The 20,610-nt window shown below is 70.2% G+C and carries 13 protein-coding genes; 8 read left to right on the top strand and 5 right to left on the bottom strand.

Annotation, left to right across the window (positions count from 1 at the left end):
- Nucleotides 1–276: 276 nt before the first annotated feature.
- Both SAVERM_RS30795 and SAVERM_RS30800 read right to left on the bottom strand, forming a co-directional pair.
- Nucleotides 277–1,146 carry a phosphatase PAP2 family protein gene (locus SAVERM_RS30795; RefSeq protein ID WP_037645648.1) on the bottom strand — a complete coding sequence of 290 codons (870 nt, stop codon included), beginning with the start codon at nt 1,144–1,146 and terminating at the stop codon, nt 277–279.
- A gap of 109 nt (nt 1,147–1,255) precedes the next feature.
- On the bottom strand, nt 1,256–2,290 hold the full coding sequence (locus SAVERM_RS30800; RefSeq protein ID WP_010987378.1) for a LacI family DNA-binding transcriptional regulator: 1,035 nt from the start codon (nt 2,288–2,290) through the stop codon (nt 1,256–1,258).
- 455 nt (nt 2,291–2,745) lie between these two features.
- On the opposite strand from SAVERM_RS30800, the gene SAVERM_RS30805 reads away from it, so the two are divergent.
- From SAVERM_RS30805 to SAVERM_RS30840, 8 genes are all read left to right on the top strand, one after another.
- Nucleotides 2,746–4,017, top strand: a complete 1,272-nt coding sequence (locus SAVERM_RS30805; RefSeq protein ID WP_010987379.1) for an extracellular solute-binding protein — start codon at nt 2,746–2,748, stop codon at nt 4,015–4,017.
- Nucleotides 4,018–4,138: 121 nt separating this feature from the next.
- Complete coding sequence (locus SAVERM_RS30810) at nt 4,139–5,143, top strand: carbohydrate ABC transporter permease (protein WP_010987380.1); 1,005 nt, start codon at nt 4,139–4,141, stop codon at nt 5,141–5,143.
- A 19-nt stretch (nt 5,144–5,162) separates the two neighbouring features.
- Nucleotides 5,163–6,071 carry a sugar ABC transporter permease gene (locus SAVERM_RS30815; protein ID WP_010987381.1) on the top strand — a complete coding sequence of 303 codons (909 nt, stop codon included), beginning with the start codon at nt 5,163–5,165 and terminating at the stop codon, nt 6,069–6,071.
- A 217-nt stretch (nt 6,072–6,288) separates the two neighbouring features.
- Complete coding sequence (locus SAVERM_RS30820) at nt 6,289–7,968, top strand: glycoside hydrolase family 13 protein (RefSeq protein WP_037645654.1); 1,680 nt, start codon at nt 6,289–6,291, stop codon at nt 7,966–7,968.
- A gap of 228 nt (nt 7,969–8,196) precedes the next feature.
- Complete coding sequence (locus SAVERM_RS30825; RefSeq protein WP_010987383.1) at nt 8,197–9,579, top strand: alpha-amylase; 1,383 nt, start codon at nt 8,197–8,199, stop codon at nt 9,577–9,579.
- A 144-nt stretch (nt 9,580–9,723) separates the two neighbouring features.
- On the top strand, nt 9,724–15,138 hold the full coding sequence (gene pulA, locus SAVERM_RS30830; protein ID WP_037645826.1) for a pullulanase-type alpha-1,6-glucosidase: 5,415 nt from the start codon (nt 9,724–9,726) through the stop codon (nt 15,136–15,138).
- A 70-nt stretch (nt 15,139–15,208) separates the two neighbouring features.
- A complete protein-coding gene (locus SAVERM_RS30835; protein ID WP_010987385.1) occupies nt 15,209–16,813 on the top strand; it encodes a fused response regulator/phosphatase in 1,605 nt (534 codons plus the stop codon).
- 31 nt (nt 16,814–16,844) lie between these two features.
- Nucleotides 16,845–17,201 carry a 5-carboxymethyl-2-hydroxymuconate Delta-isomerase gene (locus SAVERM_RS30840; RefSeq protein ID WP_010987386.1) on the top strand — a complete coding sequence of 119 codons (357 nt, stop codon included), beginning with the start codon at nt 16,845–16,847 and terminating at the stop codon, nt 17,199–17,201.
- A gap of 3 nt (nt 17,202–17,204) precedes the next feature.
- Here SAVERM_RS30840 and SAVERM_RS30845 read toward each other — a convergent pair whose 3' ends face one another.
- The 3 genes from SAVERM_RS30845 to SAVERM_RS30855 form a co-directional block, all read right to left on the bottom strand.
- Nucleotides 17,205–17,906: a TetR/AcrR family transcriptional regulator gene (locus SAVERM_RS30845; RefSeq protein WP_010987387.1), complete on the bottom strand. Its 702-nt coding sequence runs from the start codon at nt 17,904–17,906 to the stop codon at nt 17,205–17,207.
- Between the two features lie 78 nt (nt 17,907–17,984).
- Complete coding sequence (locus SAVERM_RS30850; RefSeq protein ID WP_010987388.1) at nt 17,985–19,901, bottom strand: hypothetical protein; 1,917 nt, start codon at nt 19,899–19,901, stop codon at nt 17,985–17,987.
- Between the two features lie 157 nt (nt 19,902–20,058).
- Nucleotides 20,059–20,571, bottom strand: coding sequence for a tetratricopeptide repeat protein (locus tag SAVERM_RS30855; protein ID WP_010987389.1), 513 nt, complete (start codon nt 20,569–20,571; stop codon nt 20,059–20,061).
- Between the last annotated feature and the right edge of the window lie 39 nt (nt 20,572–20,610).

Here is a 20,610-nt window from a genome sequence, read left to right on the forward strand (position 1 = left end):
GCCTCAGCGCGGGGGAAGAGCAGCGTGGCGTCGGCGGAACGCGCGGTTGTCACGGACACGAGCGCCGAAACCGCTGTTGTATACGATCGGGGTCCCGCCGGGACGGCGCCTGGCCCCAGGACCACTCGGCGCTGCCGTACCCGCGTGTACCCGGCGACGGCGCTGCCCTGCTCGCCTGTACGCGGCACGCGGCACGCGGCACGCGGTGCGCCGCGGCTGTCCTCGCGTCCCCAGTCGGCGGAGCCCCCCGCCGTCACCCGGACCCGGCCGTCTCCCTCACGTCTCCGCCGGGAGCAGCGGAGCCCCCCGAGTCCCCGGGACCCAGCGCGGCAGCGCATACGGCAGGGTGCCGTACCAGAGGCGGGCCAGCAGGAAGCCGAAGGACAGGCAGAGCATGCCGCCCACCGCGTCCAGCCAGAAGTGGTTCGCGGTGGCGACGATGACCAGCAGCGTCCCCGCGGGGTACAGCAGGCCCAGGATCCGCGCCCACGGAGCCGACGCCAGCGCGAAGATCGTCAGGCCGCACCACAGCGACCAGCCGATGTGCATGGACGGCATCGCCGCGTACTGGTTCGACATGTGCTTCAGGTCGCCCGACGCCATCGAACCCCACGTCTGGTGGACCAGCACCGTGTCGACGAAGGCCGCGCCGTTCATCAGGCGGGGCGGCGCCAGGGGATAGAAGTAGTAGCCGACCAGGGCCACGGCGGTGGTGGCGAAGAGCGCGAGGCGCGCGGCCGCGTACCGGCCCGGATGACTGTGGTACAGCCACACCAGAACACCCAGCGTCACCACGAAGTGCAGCGTCGCGTAGTAGTAGTTCATGCCGACGATCAGCCATGTCACCGAGTTGACCGCGTGATTGACCGAGTTCTCGACGGCGATCCCCAGATGATGCTCGACCCGCCACAGCAGGTCCGCATTGCTCAGCGCCTGCGCCCTCTGCTCCGGCACCGCGTTGCGAATCACCGAGTACGTCCAGTAACTCACCGCGATCAACAGGATCTCGAACCAGAACCGGGGCCGCCGAGGCGCACGCAGCCGGCGCAGGAACCTCTCCTCCGCGCGGTCTCTCGACTCTTCCGCGACGGGCTGTGGATCAGCTGGGTCCCGGCCATCCAGAGTCGTCACGGTCGTCTCACCCATGGGCACAGAGTCTGCCAGAAAAGCGTTCCGGCACCGATCATCCCCTGGTCGGGTCCTGGCCGCATGTTCTACACCCTACGCACCGCTGGAGGGCCGTGAATGCTCCGCCTTACGGACGATTTCGGTCCCCAGGGGCCGATGCCGTCGAACCCCGCACCACCAGCTCCGGCATGAACACGAACTCGCTGTGGGGCGCGGGCGTCCCGCCGATCTCCTCCAGCAACGTACGCACCGCCGCCTGACCCATCGCCGGCACCGGCTTGCGGATCGTCGTCAGCGGCGGGTCGGTGAAGGCGATCAAGGGGGAGTCGTCGAAGCCGACCACCGAGATGTCCTTCGGCACGTCCAGGCCCCGTTGGCGCGCCGCCCTTATCGCACCGAGCGCCATCATGTCGCTCGCGCACACCACGGCCGTGCAGTCGCGGTCCATGAGCGCGGTGGCCGCCGCCTGCCCACCCTCCAGGGTGTACAGGGAGTGCTGGACCAGCTCCCGCTCGACGTCGTCCGGGCTCAGTCCGAGCTGCTCCTGCACACTGCGCACAAAGCCCTCGATCTTGCGCTGGACGGGGACGAACCGCTTGGGCCCGAGGGCCAGCCCGATCCGGGTGTGGCCGAGCGACACCAGGTGGGTGACCGCGAGCGTCATCGCGGCCCGGTCGTCCGGCGAGATGAACGGCGCCTGCACCTTGGGCGAGAAACCGTCCACCAGCACGAACGGAACGCCCTGCGCCCGCAGCTGGTCGTAGCGCTGCATGTCCGCCGAGGTGTCGGCGTGCAGGCCGGAGACGAAGATGATGCCGGCCACGCCACGGTCGACCAGCATCTCGGTCAGCTCGTCCTCCGTCGACCCGCCCGGGGTCTGGGTGGCGAGCACCGGCGTGTACCCCTGACGCGTCAGCGCCTGACCGATGACCTGCGCCAGGGCAGGGAATATCGGATTCTCCAGCTCCGGGGTTATCAGGCCCACCAGGCCCTCGCTGCGCTGCCGCAGACGGACCGGGCGCTCGTAGCCCAGCACGTCGAGCGCGGCCAGTACGGACTGGCGGGTGGTCGCGGCGACGCCCGGCTTCCCGTTCAGGACGCGGCTGACAGTCGCCTCACTGACCCCCGCCTGGGCTGCGATGTCGGCAAGCCGTGTGGTCACAGGGGTGGACTGTACCGGCCGGGTGACGCGTTGCCCACCAACCGGACGCCGAGCGCGAGCGTTCGAGCGGCCGCCTGCGGGTTGCTGCGTCATCGCGCTCCCTCTGATTCCGGTCGGCGTCCCCGCAACGGATGATTCCCGCAACGAAAACGTGTGGCAAGAGCTTGCAGAGTCTTGCACAAGTGTCCGATGCCCCGCTGGAGGGCCGTGTCTCAGGGTTCCCGGGCCTCCGTGATCAGGTCACGGCGGGGTAACTGTCGGCAGACCTTGCACTTTTTTGCTGCAAGGTCTTTCGCGGCGCTTTCATCGCTGTTACGTTCACGTCGCCCGGCGGCCTCCCCCACCCTCGACCTCGTTCGAGCGGGGGATTCCCCTCGGCGCAGCGGCAAGCCGGCAGGAGCGGCGGACGGGACCGTCTCCTCCACCACACCGGCTTTCACCCTCAAGGAGAACTCATGCGGCGTGGCATAGCGGCCACCGCACTGGTGGCGTCCCTCGCCCTCGCGGCGACGGCCTGCGGCGGAGACAGCGGCAGTGACAAGGCGGACGGTCCGGTCACCATCACCTGGTGGGACACCTCCAACGCCACCAATGAGGCGCCTACGTACAAGGCCCTGGCCAAGAAGTTCGAGGCTGCCAACTCGAACATCAAGGTCAAGTACGTCAACGTGCCCTTCGACCAGGCGCAGAACAAGTTCGACACGGCCGCCGGCTCCAAGGGCGCCCCGGACATCCTGCGCTCCGAGGTCGGCTGGACCCCCGCCTTCGCGAAGAAGGGCTACTTCCTGCCGCTGGACGGCACGGAGGCCCTCGCGGACCAGGACAAGTTCCAGGCCAGCCTGATCAAGCAGGCCCAGTACGACGGCAAGACGTACGGCGTGCCGCTGGTCACCGACACCCTGGCGCTGGTCTACAACAAGAAGCTCTTCCAGAAGGCGGGCATCGGCACCGCGCCCAGCACCTGGGACGAGCTGAAGACCGACGCGGCGACGATCAAGAAGAAGACGGGCGTCGACGGCTACTGGGGCTCGACCCAGGCCTACTACGCGCAGACCTTCCTCTACGGCGAGGGCACCGACACGGTCGACGCCACCGCCAAGAAGATCACCGTCAAGTCGGCCGCCGCGGTCAAGGGCTACAAGACCTGGCAGAGCCTGTTCTCCGGCAAGGGCCTGCACAAGGCCGACACCACCGCCGACGCGTACGCCCACATCCAGGACGCGTTCGTCAACGGCAAGGTCGCCGCGATCATCCAGGGCCCGTGGGAGATCACCAACTTCTACAAGGGCTCGGCCTTCAAGACGAAGGACAACCTCGGCATCGCCACCGTCCCGGCCGGTTCCGCCGGCAAGGGGGGCGCCCCGACCGGCGGCCACAACCTCTCGGTGTACGCGGGCTCGGACAAGGCCCACCAGGAGGCTTCGCTGAAGTTCCTGAAGTTCATGACCTCGGCGTCCTCCCAGGAGGCCGTCGCCCTCAAGAACTCCACGCTGCCGACGCGGGACGACGCCTACACCACGCAGGTCAAGTCCGACCCGGGCATCGCCGGCTACCAGGGTGTGCTCGCCGCCGCCCAGCCGCGTCCGGCGCTGCCCGAGTACAGCTCCCTGTGGGGCCCGCTGGACACCGAGCTGCCGAAGATCGCAGGCGGCAAGGAGTCCCTGGACAAGGGCCTGAGCAACGCCGAGCTCGCGATCGCCAAGCTGGTCCCGGACTTCAGCAAGTAAGTCCGTGTGGCCGTCGGATCCTCCCTGAAGGGGGGGAAGGATCCGACGGCCATCGGCCTGTGCCGTCACCGTCCCGGCCGCCACTCCGTAGTGTCGTAGAACTTCCAGAAGGTGTCGAACCATGACAGTCGCCATCGACCGAGCGACCGGCAAGCGTCGCGGTGACCGAGCGCCGCGCCCCGGGCTGGTGCAGCGCGTCAAGAACGGCTACCAGAAGCACTGGTACGCCTACGTGATGATCGCCCCGGTGGTGATCGTGCTTGGCGTACTCGTCGGCTATCCGCTCGTGCGGGGCATCTACCTGACCCTGACCGACGCCAACAGCCTCAACTCGGCCCGCACGATCGGCGTCAACCACATCGACGCCACGTACAAGTTCATCGGGCTGGACAACTACACGGACATCCTGTTCGGGCCGACGGCGTACGACCGTTTCTGGTCTCACTTCCTGTGGACTGTCTTCTGGACGGCCGCCTGTGTGGCCCTGCACTACACCATCGGCCTCGGCCTCGCCCTCATGCTCAACGAGAAGCTGCGGGGCCGCACCTTCTACCGGCTGCTGCTGGTCCTGCCCTGGGCCGTGCCGACCTTTGTCACCGTCTTCTCCTGGCGCATCATGCTCGCCGACTCCGGCGTGCTCAACCAGGTCCTCGGCGCACTTCACCTGCCCCAGCCCCAGTGGCTGGAGGACACCTTCTGGCAGCGGTTCGCCGCGATCATGGTCAACACCTGGTGCGGGGTGCCGTTCATGATGCTCTCGCTGCTCGGCGGCCTGCAGTCCATCGACTCCTCGCTCTACGAGGCCGCCGAGATGGATGGCGCGAACGCCTGGCAGAGGTTCCGCCACGTCACGCTGCCGGGCCTGCGCGCGGTCAGCTCCACCGTGGTCCTGCTCGGCGTCATCTGGACCTTCAACCAGTTCGCCATCATCTTCCTGCTGTTCGGACCCACGGGCGCACCCGACGCCCAGATCCTCGTCACCTGGGCCTACTTCCTGGGCTTCGGACAGCAGCCGCGCGACTTCGCCCAGTCCGCCGCGTACGGCGTACTGCTGCTGTCGATCCTGACCGTCTTCACCTCCTTCTACTTCCGCTGGCTGAAGCGCAATGACCAGCTCGCCGTCTGACGCCGCAGGAGCCGCCCCCATGAGCACGACGACCTTCGAGAAGGCACCGGCCGGACCGGTCTCTGACCCGCAGCCCCGAAGCGGACGGCCCCCCCGGCGGGGCGAGCGCCGCCCGCTTCGCGCCGCCCTCCTGCACGGCGGCCTCGCCGTGGCGAGCCTCATCGCGCTGGCCCCGGTGGCCTGGCTGTTCTTCCTGTCCCTCGGCCCGGACAAGGACGACTATCTGCACCCGGGCAAGATCCTGGGCAAGCTCAGCTTCTCCAACTACAGCTTCGTCCTGGAGAACACCGGCTTCTTCGACTGGTTCAAGTCGACGATGATCGTGGCCCTCGGCACCACCCTCATCGGTGTCTTCGTCGCGGCCACCACCGGCTACGCCGTCTCACGCATGCGTTTCCCCGGCTACAAGCAGCTGATGTGGGTACTGCTGCTCACCCAGGCCTTCCCGATCGCCATCCTGATCGTGCCGATGTACGAGATCTTCGGCCAACTGGGTCTCATCGACACCTACTGGGCCCTGATCGTCATCAACTGCACCACGGCCGTGCCGTACAGCGCCTGGTTGCTCAAGGGCTACTTCGACACCATCCCCTTCGAGATCGACGAAGCGGGACGCGTGGACGGGCTCACCCCCTTCGGCACCTTCTTCCGGCTGATCCTGCCGCTGGCCCGCCCCGGGCTGGCAGTCGCGGCCTTCTACAACTTCATCACCGCCGTCAGCGAGGTCGCGTTCGCGACCACCTTCATGCTGGACGACTCGAAGTACACCTTCGCCGTGGGTCTGCAGACCTTCGTGAGCCAGCACGACGCCCAGTGGAACTACATGGCCGCCACCGCGGTGCTGATCGCGATACCCGTCTCCGTGTTCTTCTACGTTGTGCAGAAGAACCTGGTGACCGGCCTCACCGCGGGCGGAACGAAGGGCTGACCCACCCCCGACGCCCGAAAACTCCCGCGCGCTTCACCGCGCGCGGGTGGCGGCCGCGGTGTCCTCCCCCAAGCATTTCGAGCAGGGGGGAACCCCAGACCCCGCCGGCACCGCGGCCGCCTCACTTCCCGCCCCGTACACCCGCCTATACGACCCGACTCCTCCCCCACTCTCGGCTGCGCTCGAGCGGGGGGACCCCCATCGCATCAAGGACGCCATGAGCCAGCACTCCGCCGACCAGGCCCCGACCTCCGCTCTCGCCACTGTCGCCGCCCACCGCGACTGGTGGCGCGACGCGGTGATCTACCAGGTCTATCCGCGCAGCTTCGCCGACAGCAACGGCGACGGCATGGGCGACCTGGAGGGCGTACGTTCCCGACTCCCGTACCTGCGCGACCTCGGCGTGGACGCCGTGTGGCTCAGCCCCTTCTACGCCTCGCCGCAGGCCGACGCCGGCTACGACGTGGCGGACTACCGGGCCGTCGACCCCATGTTCGGCAACCTGCTGGACGCCGACGCGCTCATCCGCGACGCCCATGAACTGGGCCTGAGGATCATCGTCGACCTCGTCCCCAACCACTCCTCCGACCAGCACGAGTGGTTCAAGCGGGCCCTGCGCGAAGGCCCCGGCTCGCCGCTGCGGGAGCGCTACCACTTCCGCCCCGGCAAGGGGAAGAACGGCGAACTCCCGCCCAACGACTGGGAGTCCATCTTCGGCGGCCCCGCCTGGACCCGGGTCACCGAGCCGGACGGCACCCCCGGCGAGTGGTACCTGCACCTCTTCGCCCCCGAGCAGCCCGACTTCAACTGGGAGCACCCGGCCGTCGGCGACGAGTTCCGCTCGATCCTGCGGTTCTGGCTGGACATGGGCGTCGACGGCTTCCGTATCGACGTCGCGCACGGGCTGGTGAAGGCCGAGGGGCTGCCCGACCTTGGTGCCCACGACCAGCTGAAGCTGCTGGGCAACGATGTCATGCCGTTCTTCGACCAGGACGGCGTGCACGACGTCTACCGCCAGTGGCGCACCATCCTCGACGAGTACGCGGGCGAGCGCATTTTCGTCGCCGAGGCGTGGACCCCCACGATCGAGCGCACCGCCAACTACGTGCGCCCCGACGAACTGCACCAGGCCTTCAACTTCCAGTACCTGGGCACCTATTGGGACGCGGCCGAACTGCGCTCGTGCATCGACCGCACCCTCGACGCCATGCGCCCGGTCGCCGCCCCCGCCACCTGGGTGCTGTCCAACCACGACGTCACCCGGCACGCCACCCGCTTCGCCAACAAGGCCGGCCTCGGCACCCAGATCCGTACGGCCGGCGACCGCCGGCTGGGGCTCCGGCGGGCCCGGGCGGCGACCCTGCTGATGCTGGCGCTGCCCGGCTCCGCCTACCTCTACCAGGGCGAGGAGCTGGGCCTGCCCGACGTCGTGGACCTGCCGGACGAGGTGCGCCAGGACCCCGCCTACTTCCGGGGTGAGGGCCAGGACGGCTTCCGTGACGGCTGCCGGGTGCCGATCCCGTGGACGCGCGAGGGGTCGTCGTACGGCTTCGGCAGCGGTGGCAGCTGGCTTCCGCAGCCCGCGGGCTGGGGCGAGCTGAGCGTGGAGGCGCAGCAGGGCGTCACCGGGTCCACCCTGGAGCTGTACCGCACCGCGCTCGCCGTCCGCAGCGAACGGCCCGACCTCGGCGCCGGCGACTCGGTGACCTGGCTGGAGGCGCCCGCGGGCGTGCTCGCCTTCAGGCGCGGGGAGTTCGTCTGCACGGCGAACACCGGCGCCGCGGCGGTCACGGTCCCCGCGTACGGGAGTGTCCTGGTCGCCAGCGGTGAGGGCACCGTGGTCGGGACCGACGAGGCGCAGCTGCCGGCGGACACCACCGTGTGGTGGGCGGTCTGAGACACCAGCGAGCGGTGCTCCGGTCCTCAGCGGGCCGGAGCACCGTTTTCTGTATGCGGTGGAGGTGTTCCGGCTGCCGGGCGCACCCCGCCCGTAGGCAGCGTGGCGCCACTGAACTGCCCGCGTCAATACGGTAGTTGAAAGTCATTACGACATCTTGCTGAAACTTGTCTGCAAGCGATACGTTCCCTTCCCCCTCACCAGCACGACGAAGTGCAGGAGCATCGCATGGCAAGGAAAGCGCTCGCTGTCTCGCTCGCCCTCGCGGCGGGCCTCACGGTCCCGCCCGCCGTCTCCCCGACCACTGCGGCGGCCTCGCCGCCCGGCACCAAGGACGTCACCGCCGTCCTCTTCGAGTGGAAGTTCGACTCGGTCGCCAGGGAGTGCACCAACACCCTGGGCCCGGCCGGCTACGGATACGTCCAGGTCTCCCCACCCGCCGAGCACATACAGGGCTCGCAGTGGTGGACCTCGTACCAGCCGGTCAGCTACAAGATCGCCGGGCGGCTCGGTGACGCCACCGCCTTCCAGAACATGATCAACACCTGTCATACGGCGGGTGTGAAGGTCGTCGTCGACACGGTCGTCAACCACATGTCGGCGGGCAGCGGCACCGGCACCGGCGGCTCGGCGTACACGAAGTACAACTACCCCGGCCTGTACTCCTCGTACGACATGGACGACTGCACGGCCACGATCACCGACTACACCAACCGCGCCAACGTCCAGAACTGCGAACTCGTCGGCCTCGCCGACCTGGACACGGGCGAGGAGTACGTCCGCAAGACCATCGCGGGCTATATGAACACCCTGCTCGGCTACGGCGCCGACGGCTTCCGTGTCGACGCGGTCAAGCACATACCCGCCGCCGACCTCGCCAACATCAAGTCCCGGCTGACCAACCCCTCCGTGTACTGGAAGCAGGAGGTCATCTACGCCTCCGGCGAGGCCGTCCAGCCCACCGAGTACACGGGCAACGGCGACGTCCAGGAGTTCCGGTACGCGTACGACCTCAAGCGGGTCTTCAACAACGAGAACCTCGCCTACCTGAAGAACTACGGTGAGGGCTGGGGCTATCTGAACAGCTCGGTCGCGGGCGTCTTCGTCGACAACCACGACACCGAGCGCAATGGCTCGACGTTGAACTACAAGGACGGGGCGAACTACACCCTCGCCAATGTCTTCATGCTGGCGTACCCGTACGGCGCGCCCGACATCAACTCCGGCTACGAGTGGTCGGACGCGGACGCCGGTCCGCCGGGCGGCGGCACGGTCAACGCCTGCTGGCAGGACGGCTGGAAGTGCCAGCACGCCTGGCCGGAGATCAAGGCGATGGTCGCCTTCCGCAACGCGACCCGCGGCGAGTCGGTCACCAACTGGTGGGACAACGGCGGCGACGCGATCGCGTTCGGCCGCGGCGCCAAGGGCTATGTGGCGATCAACCACGAGTCGGGCTCCCTCACCCGCACGTACCAGACCTCGCTGACGGCGGGCACGTACTGCAACGTCCAGAACAACACCGGTGTCACGGTCGACAGTTCCGGCCGGTTCACGGCGACGCTCGGCGCCAACACGGCCCTCGCCCTGTACTCCGGCAAGAGCACCTGCTGAAAGTCCTTGCCGTCTGTTGCAAGACTCTTGCTGTAAACCTTGCGTAAGCGATACGGTCACGCGGGCGCCCGGCACCGTAGCCGGGACGCAGCGTGGAGTCGGACCCAAGTACGCCGTATTCGCTAGGAGTTCACGCCTGTGGACCTGATACCGAGAGGGTCGGCGCCCCGCACGCGCCGCACCCACCGCCACAGCCGGACCGCGGCCGCCGTTGCCGCCGCCGCACTGGCCGTATCGCTTGCGCAACCCCTCGAGGCGCGGGCCGCGACACCGCCCGCGCCCCCCTCCGACGCGAAGCTCGCCGCGGAGCCCGCTCGCCACGACGCCACCCGCGAGCAGTTCTACTTCGTGATGCCGGACCGCTTCGCCAACGGCGACACGTCCAACGACAAGGGCGGCCTGACGGGCTCACGCCTGTCCACCGGCTACGACCCCACCGACAAGGGCTTCTACCAGGGCGGCGACCTCAAGGGCCTGACCCGAAAGCTCGACTACATCAAGGGCCTCGGCACCACCTCCATCTGGCTGGCGCCGATCTTCAAGAACCAGCCCGTGCAGGGCACCGGCAAGGACGCCTCGGCCGGCTACCACGGCTACTGGATCACCGACTTCACCAAGGTCGACCCGCACTTCGGTACCAACAAGGACCTCGAAACCCTCATCTCCAAGGCGCACGCCAAGGGCATGAAGGTCTTCTTCGACGTCATCACCAACCACACCGCGGACGTCGTCGACTACGAGGAGAAGTCCTACGGCTATCTCTCCAAGGGCGCCTTCCCGTACCTGACCAAGGACGGCAGGCCCTTCGACGACGCGGGCTACACGGACGGCCCCAGGAAGTTCCCGGCGGTCGACGGCGACTCCTTCCCGCGGACCCCGGCCGTGGCGGCGCGGAAGAAGAACGCCAAGGTCCCGTCCTGGCTCAACGACCCGACGATGTACCACAACCGCGGAGACTCCACCTTCGCCGGTGAGAGCTCCACCCACGGCGACTTCTCCGGCCTGGACGACCTGTGGACCGAACGTCCCGAGGTCGTCCGGGGCATGGAGAAGATCTACGAGAAGTGGGTCAGGGACTTCGGCATCGACGGCTTCCGGATCGACACCGTGAAGCACGTGAACACGGAGTTCTGGACGCAGTGGGCGACTGCCCTCGACGCCTACGCGAAGAAGCGGGGCAAGGACGACTTCTTCATGTTCGGCGAGGTCTACTCCGCCGACACGTCGGTCACGTCGCCGTACGTCACCCAGGGCCGCCTCGACTCCACGCTGGACTTCCCCTTCCAGGACGCGGCACGGTCGTACGCCTCGCAGGGCGGCAGCGCCAAGAAGCTCGCCTCGGTCTTCGGCGACGACTACAAGTACACGACCGACAAGGCCAACGCGTACGAGCAGGTCACCTTCCTCGGCAACCACGACATGGGCCGCATCGGGTACTTCCTGAACCAGGACAACCCGAAGGCGACCGACGCCGAACTGCTCAGGAAGGACCGGCTGGCCAACGAGCTGATGTTCCTCAGCCGGGGCAACCCGGTCGTCTACTACGGCGACGAGCAGGGCTTCACCGGCTCCGGCGGCGACAAGGACGCCCGCCAGACCATGTTCGCCTCCAAGGTCGCCGACTATCTCGACGACGACGAGATCGGCACCGACCGCGGCCACGCGAGCGACGCGTACGACACGAGCGCACCGCTCTACAAGGAGATCGCCGCTCTCTCCAAGCTCCGCAAGGACAACCCGGCTCTCGCCGACGGCATCCAGACCGAGCGGTACGCGGCCGACGGCGCGGGCGTCTACGCCTTCTCCCGGACGGACGCCAGGACCGGCACGGAGTACGTCGTCGCCGTCAACAACGCCGACAAGGCGAGCGCGGCGACCTTCGCCACCGGGTCCGCGGACACGGCGTTCAAGGGAATCCACGGCACCGACGACGTGCTGAAGAGCGACGCCGACAAGAAGATCACGGTCACCGTGCCCGCGGGCGCGGCCGTCGTCCTCAAGGCGGCGGGCAGGCCGGGCACCCCCGCCGCGAAGCCCTCGCTGACCCTGAAGGCGCCCGACGCCGGTGCCACCGGCACCGTCGAGCTGAGCGCGGATGTGGACGGGGGCCGGCTCAACCGCGTCGTCTTCGCCGCCCAGGTCGGCAACGCCAAGTGGCGGACCCTCGGTTCCGCCGACCACGCCCCGTACAGGGTCACGCAGACCATCGGCAAAGACGTACCGGCCGGTACCGCCCTGCGCTACAAGGCGGTCGTCATCGATGCGGCCGGGCGGACCGCGAGCGCCACGGCCGCGTCCACCACCGGCACCCCGCCCGCCGCGGAGACTCCCACGGCCTCCTCGCGGGACTACGCGATCGTCCACTACAAGCGCCCCGACGGCGACTACACCGACTGGCGGCTCTACGCCTGGGGCGATCTGGCCGACGGCGAGTCGACGACCTGGCCCGCCGGGCACGACTTCGTCGGCCGGGACGCGTACGGCGCCTTCGCCTACGTCAAGCTGAAGCCGGGCGCCTCCACCGTGAACTTCCTCGTCATCGACAAGGACGGCGACAAGGACGTCTCCGCCGACCGCACGATCGACGTCACCAAGGCCGGCGAGGTCTGGGTCGAGCAGGGCAAGGAGACCGTACGGACCGAACGGCCGGACTACCCCGCGCAGGACAAGACCAAGGCCGTCATCCACTACCACCGCGCCGACGGCGACCTCACCGGCTGGGGACTGCACGTCTGGACGGGCGCCGCGACGCCCACGGACTGGTCCAAGCCCCTGGAGCCGGTGAGGACCGACGCCTATGGCGCGGTCTTCGAGGTGCCGCTCACCGACGGCGCCACCAGCCTCAGCTACATCATCCACAAGGGCGACGAGAAGGACCTCTCCGCCGACCGGTCGCTCGACCTCACGGCCGACGGCCATGAGGTGTGGCTGTTGAACGGCCAGGAGAACCACCTGCTGCCGCAGCCCGCGGGCAGCGCGGCCGCCCTCGACCTGACCACCTCCAAGGCGGTCTGGATCGACCGGAACACGGTCGCCTGGAACGGCTCCGACGCGGCCGCCTCCACCCAGCTGCTGTCCTCGCGCGACGGCTCGATCGCCGTCAAGGACGGCTCGCTGACCAGCGACGACGAGCGGTGGCTGCGGCTTTCGAAGACCAGCCTCACCGACGCCCAGAAGGCCGCGTTCCCGCACCTGAAGTCGTACACCGCCTGGTCCGTCGACCCACGCGACCGCGACCGGGTGCGCGAGGCTCTCGCCGGCCAGGTCGTCGCCTCGCAACGAGCCGCGAACGGAGCGGTGCTGGCCGCGACGGGCGTCCAGCTCGCCGGCGTGCTCGACGATCTGTACGACGCGACGAAGGCGGACCTCGGGCCCACGTTCCGGGGCGGGCACCCCACACTCGCGGTGTGGGCGCCCACCGCGCAGTCCGTGTCGCTGGAGCTCGACGGCGCCCACGTCAGGATGAAGCGGAACAACGCCACCGGCGTCTGGTCCGTCACCGGCCCCGCGTCCTGGAAGGGCAAGCCGTACCGGTACGTCGTGAAGGTGTGGGCGCCCACCGTCCGGAAGGTCGTCACCAACAAGGTCACCGACCCGTACTCGGTCGCCCTCACCACCGACTCCGAGCGCAGCCTCGTCGTCGACCTGGACGACAGGTCCCTCGCCCCGAGCGGCTGGTCGTCGCTGAAGAAGCCCAAGGCCGTGCCGCTGCGGGACGCGGAGATCCAGGAGCTGCACATCCGGGACTTCTCGGTGGCGGACAGGACCGTCCCGGCGAAGGACCGGGGCACCTACCTCGCCTTCACCGACAAGAACAGCGACGGCTCCCGGCACCTGCGGCAGCTGGCCGAGTCGGGCACGTCGTACGTGCATCTGCTGCCCGCCTTCGACATCGCCACGATCGCGGAGAAGAAGTCCGGGCAGCAGGCCACCGACTGCGACCTCGCCTCGTACGCGGCGGACTCCGAGAAGCAGCAGGAATGCCTCACCGCGGTCGCCGCGAAGGACGCGTACAACTGGGGCTACGACCCCTACCACTACACGGTCCCCGAGGGCTCGTACGCCACCGACGCGAACGGCACCCGGCGCACGGTCGAGTTCCGCAGGATGGTCAAGTCGCTGAACCAGGACGGCCTGCGGGTCGTCATGGACGTCGTCTACAACCACACCGCGGCCGCCGGCCAGGCCGGCACCTCCGTGCTCGACCGGATCGTGCCCGGCTACTACCAGCGGCTGCTCGCCGACGGGTCCGTGGCGACGAGCACCTGTTGCGCGAACACCGCCACCGAGAACGCGATGATGGGCAAGCTGGTCGTGGACTCCCTCGTCACCTGGGCCAAGGAGTACAAGGTCGACGGCTTCCGCTTCGACCTCATGGGGCACCAGCCCAAGGCCAACATCCTGGCGGTCCGCAAGGCCCTCGACGCGCTCACCGTCGCGAAGGACGGCGTCGACGGGAAGAAGATCATCCTGTACGGGGAGGGCTGGAACTTCGGCGAGGTCGCCGACGACGCCCGCTTCGTGCAGGCCACCCAGAAGAACATGGCCGGCACGGGCATCGCGACCTTCTCCGACCGGGCCCGCGACGCCGTACGCGGAGGCGGCCCCTTCGACGCCGACCCCGGTGTCCAGGGCTTCGGGTCGGGGCTCTACACCGACCCCAACTCCTCGGACGCGAACGGCACACCGGCCGAGCAGAAGGCCCGCCTGCTGCACTACCAGGACCTCATCAAGGTGGGGCTGAGCGGCAACCTGGCGAAGTACCGCTTCACCGACTCCAGCGGCAAGGAGGTCACGGGCTCCGAGGTCGACTACAACGGCACGGGGGCCGGCTACGCGGACGCGCCCGGCGACGCCCTCGCCTACGCCGACGCGCACGACAACGAGTCCCTGTACGACGCGCTCACCTACAAGCTGCCGAAGGGGACCCCGGCGGGCGACCGGGCCCGGATGCAGGTCCTGGCCATGGCGACGGCCGCCCTCGCGCAGGGACCGTCCCTCTCCCAGGCGGGCTCCGACCTGCTGCGCTCCAAGTCCCTCGACCGCAACTCCTACGACAGCGGCGACTGGTTCAACGCCATCCACTGGAACTGCCAGGACGGCAACGGCTTCGGACGCGGACTGCCGATGGCGGCCGACAACAAGTCCAAGTGGCCCTACGCCACACCGCTGTTGACCTCCGTGAAGGTGGGCTGCGACCAGATCGAGGGCACCTCGGCCGGCTACCAGGACCTGCTGAGGATCCGTACGACCGAGCCGGACTTCTCGCTCTCCACGGCCGGCCAGGTCCAGTCGAAGCTCACCTTCCCGCTCTCCGGCAAGGACGAGACGCCCGGAGTGATCACCATGAAGCTCGGCGACCTCGTCGTCGTCTTCAACGCGACGCCCGACCAGCAGGAGCAGACGGTCGCCGCGCTCGCCGGGAAGGACTACGCGCTGCACCCGGTGCAGGCGGCGGGCGCCGACCCTATCGTCAAGTCCGCTTCCTATACGGCGAAATCGGGCATGTTCGCCGTTCCGGGGCGTACCGTAGCGATCTTCTCGCAGGTCGCACGCTAGGGCACTAACGTGGTGGGACGGGCCGGGAAGCCCCGGTCCGTCCCACCCCCATGTCCCGAGGGCTGCGCAGATGGATGCCAACGGCCGGCAGACGGACTCCACCGTGATGGTGGTCGACGACGTGCCCACCAGCCGCTACGCGATGGGCGCCGTACTGCGCCGGGCCGGACACAGCGTCGTCCCGGTCGCCAGCGCCGGCGAGGCGCTCGTCGAACTCGACGTACTGCTGCGCGCGGGCTCCCTGCCCGATGTGGCCCTCGTCGACGTCGGCCTGCCCGACATGAGCGGCTTCGAACTGTGCCGCCGGCTCAAGTCGCAGCCGCCCACGGCCGCCCTGCCCGTCGTGCACTTCTCCGCCGCGGCGCTCGCCCCCGGCGACCGCTGCCAGGGCCTGGACGCGGGCGGCGACGCGTATCTGTCGGTGCCCGCCGAACCCGAGGAGATCCAGGCGGTCGTACGGGCCGCGGTGCGCGGCGCCCGGCTGCGCACCGGCGCCGAGGCGCTGGCACGGCGGCTGACGCTGCTGTCCGAGACGATCGTCGCCGTACAGGCGGCCCGCTGCCCCACTGAACTCGCCCACGCCGCCGCCCAGGGCACCGCGCGGCTCACCGGCGACTTCGCGGCCGTCTTCGTCCTCGGCGAGGACGGCGAGCTGTACCCCGGCCTGTCCCGGCGCCGGGCCCGCACGTCACTGCCGGGCCCCGGGGCGCACGAGGCCGTCGCCCGGCTGATCCGCGGCACCACGGCCGGGCACGCGGGAGTGCGCAGCATCGTGGTGCCCGCCCCGCTGTGGCCCGCGGGCTTTCTGCGGCCCGGCGTCTCCGAGGACGCGCGCGTGGTGCTGGCACAGACCCAGGAGGGCAAGCCGGCCGTCTGCCTCGCCACCCCCGCGCACGCCCGGGCGCAGGAGACCGGCGCGCTCGTCGCCCGCCTCGCCCAGGCCACCGCACTCGCCGCGGAACCGCTCCTCATGTACCAGGTGGAGCGCCATGTCGCGCTCACCCTGCAACACAGCTTCCTGCCGCAGAAGCCCGCCGACCTGCCGGGGATGGAGGTGGCGGTCCGCTATGTGCCGGCCTCCCGGCAGACCGAGATCGGCGGCGACTTCTACGCCACGCTGCGCACCTCGCGGGGTGTGCTCACCGGGGTCGGCGACGTCGTCGGGCACTCGCTGGACGCGGCCACCGTCATGGTGGAGATCCGGCACGCGCTGCGCGCCTACTGCGTCGAGGACCCCGACCCGGCCGTACTCGTCACACGGCTCGACCGGATGCTCCAGCACTACCACCCCGAGGCGACCGCCACGGTCTGTCTCGCCCTGGTCGACCCGGACAGCGGACACGTCAGCATCGCCAACGCGGGGCACATCCCGCCGCTGATCGTCCACGACGACGGCACCGCCCGCTACCCCGGCGCGGCGGGACCGCTGCTCGGCCTCGGGCTGGAGCGCCCGCCGGCCACGGAGGAGTTCCTGACGCCGAGGCACCGGCTCCTCATGGTCACCGACGGGCTGATCGAGACCCGGGGCACCGACCTCTCGGTCTCCATGGAACAGCTGCGCATGGCGGCGGCCGACGGCCCGAGCGGTGTGGGCGCACTGTGCGACGCCCTGCTGGACTGCTTCGGCCGGGACCGGGAGGACGACATCGCGCTGCTGGCCCTGCGGTTAGGGTGAGAACGCCCCCGCCCTGGAACAGGAGTGCCCCATGCCGCAGATCACCGTCGACTACTCCGCCGAGCTCGCCCCCGGCTTCGACCGGCCCGGTTTCGCCCGCGCCCTGCACGAGGAGGTCGTCAGGACGGCGGCCGCGAAGCCCGAGGCGTGCAAGACGCAGTTCCGCAGGGGCGAGGACACCACGGTCGGCGCCGACGGCGAGGGGCATGCGATCGTGCACGTCACGCTCGGACTGCTGGCCGGGCGGAGCGACGAGACGAAGGCCAGGCTGACCGAGGCGGCGCTGGAACTGCTGCGCCAGTACGTGAAGCCCGACGGCGGACTCGCCCTGCACGCCTCCGCCGAGGTCCGCGACCTCGACCCGTCGTACCGGAAGTTCGACGCGTAGTTCCTACGCCGTCGGGGGAGACGTCAGCGCGATCAGGCGGACGACGAGGTCGCTGAAGGGGCCGTCGGGTGCCTCGTCCCTGAGCACGTCGCGCAGCAGCGCGGCCAGCTCGTCGTCGTACGCGGCGCTGATCGCCGCCAGCGCCGCGAAGTCGTGCACGAGCTGGACCTCCAGCTCGCCGCGCGCGATCCGCCGCCCGTCCAGCCAGATCAGCGCCGTCGACTCGACGAGCGAGATCCACGAGCGGATCACCAGCTCCAGGCGGACGGGCGGCTCCGTGACCTTCAGATGCGACAGTATTTGGACATAGGCGGCCTGGCGCACCCCGTCGACCAGAGCGTTGGTCGTCGACGAGCCGACCGCCGGACCGCCGCGCATCAGCGCCGAGAAACCGGGCCCGTGCTCCTCGACGAAGTCGAAGAACCGGCGCATCACCCGCAGCAGCCGGGCCCCCAGCGGTCCCTCCCGCGGCTCCACGAAACGCCCGGCGAGGTCGTCGGACGCACGCTGCAACGCGGCTTCGTACAGGCTGAGTTTGCCGGGAAAGTAGTGGTAGACGAGCGGCCGCGAGATGCCCGCGGCGGAGGCTATCTCGTCGATGGAGACCTCGTCGGGCGAGCGTCGGCTGAACAGGTCGAGGGCGACGCCGATCAACTGCTGCCGCCGCTCCTCGACGCCCATCCTGCGGCGTACCCCGGTTGTCATACGAACACCTTACCGATCGAATCCAGCCTCGAACGGACCGGATCGACCGAGGTCGTTCACATATGCGGCACGAGACGTTCACCGAAGGCCGGAGATCGGCCTGCCGTCCGCCAGGACCCCCTTGAGCCCGGCCCGGGCTCCCCGCTCGGTCCGCACGGTGAGCAGGTTGCCCTCAGCGGCCCCGTCGATGCCGCCCGTCGCCCGGATCGAGGCCGTGTCCGAACTGCCCGCGGCCAGCAAGTACCACGCCCCCGTCCCCGACTTCCACAACACCCCCGCCAGCACATGCGGATCCCGCGCACCGCACGCCGGCGAGTCCTCGGCCTTCGCCGCGACCGCCCCGTACGCCCCGCCCGGCGTGTGGAACTGCGCCAGCACCCGCGTACCGCCGCCCCGCCAGGTGTCGGCCCGCGTGCACACCCACCCCGCCGACCCGCTCCCGTCCGGCAACGCCTGCTGCGCGAACTGCCAGGCGTTCACGGACCGCACGCCCTGCGAGCGCACCGAGGCGAGCGAGCAGGCGAACGGGGCCCAGGAGTGCAGCGCCGCCGTGCGCGACGCCTCCCGGGGTGCCGAGGGCCGCCCCGTGGTGAGGTGGGCCGGGATCAGCTCGCCGAGGTCGGTCAGCAGCCGCGTACCCGAACCGTCCGTCAGCTGAAGCGCGTTCCACGAGGTGCACGCGCCGGTCCGCTGGGCGGAGCCGGCCAGTGGCGCGGCGACACCGTCGGTCAGGTTCAGGTCCATCGCGCCGGACGCCGGCTTCATCAGGTCCCGCTCGGCCGCCCCGGTCACCCAGGGAGCCGTCAGATAGCGGACGTTGCCGTCGGCCCGGCCGAGCACCAGCGCCTCGGCCTCGGCCCCGCTCGCCCCGTCGACCCGCGCGAAGTCGAGCGCGGCGGCGCCCGTGCCGTCCTTCGGCTCGGCGTAGCGGGCGATGCGCAGTCCGTCGTACAGCAGCACCACGTGCGCGGAGTCGACGTCGCCCGCGTACAGCAGCTGGGGCGGGCCGGCCGGGGCACCCGACGGGGTGCCGGGCGTCGCCGACACCCGCACGGCCTCGCCCGGCCGCGCCCACACCGCGAGCGCGCGCCGCAGCAGCGCGGTGTCGCCGGTGCGGTCGCCGCGCGCGGGCCACACGGAGAAGTCGGTACGCGCGGACGTCTTCCACGCGGTGGCCGCCGTCTTCGTCAGCCGGGCCGGATCCAGGGCGGCCCGCGCCGCCGGGTTCTCCGCGTACGACGGCGCGGCGGCACCGTCCGGAGCCCAGCCGCCGCCGGGCAGCCCCAGCAGGGCGCCGCACACGGCGACGGCCGCCGCGGCGGCGAGCGCGGCCTTCATGTGCTGCCTGCGCCGCATCAGATCGGTGGGCCGCGCGTGCAGCGAGCAGGGGTCGAACTCGGGGGAGTCGAGCAGCGCGTCGGGGGCGGGCACCTTCGCCGCCTCGGCGATCGCCGCCGCCGGGTCCGCGACGCCCGCCGCGTCGAGCACCCGGCGCACGCTGTCCTCGGAAAGTTTCTCCAGGCCACGCAGCACATGGGCGGCGCGGGCCGGCCCCGACAGGGCGGACAGGCGCTGGTCCAGGGCGAGTTCGTCGGCACCCCCCGAGCGCGGGAAGAGCCGCAGGCCCCACACCTGGGGCAGCAGCGGCGGCAGCTGGGAGCGCTTCGGCCACGCCATGCGCCCGAGCGGCAGGCCCGCCTCCAGCGCCGTACGCACGACGTGCAGGCGTACGAGGGCGTACCCCGGGTCGCCGTCGCGGCCCTTGGCCTGCGCGGGGATCACGGCCGCGGACGTACGGCCGCGGGGCAGGGCCCGCTGGGTGAGGGCGTGCGCGGTCAGTACCCGCCGGTTGCGGCCCAGGCTCGGCGGCAGCACCAGATAGGCGAGGCGGACGAGTCGCGGGTAGTGCTCGACGAGCGCGGCCTCGGCCTGCTCGACGTCGACGACCGGTCCGGAGGCGGGGGTGGGGCGCGGGGCGACATCCTGTGACTGCACGTTCAGCAGAACGAGCGAATCGTTGGATGGTCACCTGGCCCCCCGCCACCTGCCGGGACGCCGCCGGGCCGCGAGATGCGGTGGCGGTGGGACGCCGCCGGGGCCGCGAGATGCGGTGCCGGTGGGCGCCCTCATGGGTCCCGGGGCGGGCGGCGGCTCAGTCCTCCGGCTCCACGAGCAGCCGCGCGTAGTTCGCCATCGACCGCTGGTAGCGCGGCAGATGGGGCGCGAGGGCACCCAGTACGAGGGACAGGCCCTCGCGTTCGCGGCCGAGGTCGGCCAGGCACAGGGCCAGACAGGCGCGTACGGCGTCGTCCAACTCGTCGGACGGGCCCTCCAGTTCGGGAGTGAGGAGCTTGACGCCCTCCTCCGCCTGCCCGATGTTGCGCAGCGAACTGGAGAGCTGGATCTTCGCCCGCCGCCCCCGGTAGCCGCTCAGGCCGCGCGCCAGCGCCTCCCGGTACAGCGGCACCGCCTTGTCCGAGTGGCCCGTCGAGTCCCAGGCGCAGGCCTGCTCGAAGGGGCCGAAGGGGCTGTCGGCCGGCAGTTCGGCGACGAGGGCGTCGACCACCGCGCGGAAGTCCGCCGCGTCCTTTTCGGCGTAGTCGTCGAAGGTGGCCCATGCGGCCGCGACCCGCTCGTCCCAGTTCTCAGTCGTCACGGGCCCCACCTTCGCACAGGTGTACCCGTGACGACATCGCGTTTACGT

This window comes from Streptomyces avermitilis MA-4680 = NBRC 14893, assembly GCF_000009765.2.
Classification (GTDB): domain Bacteria; phylum Actinomycetota; class Actinomycetes; order Streptomycetales; family Streptomycetaceae; genus Streptomyces; species Streptomyces avermitilis.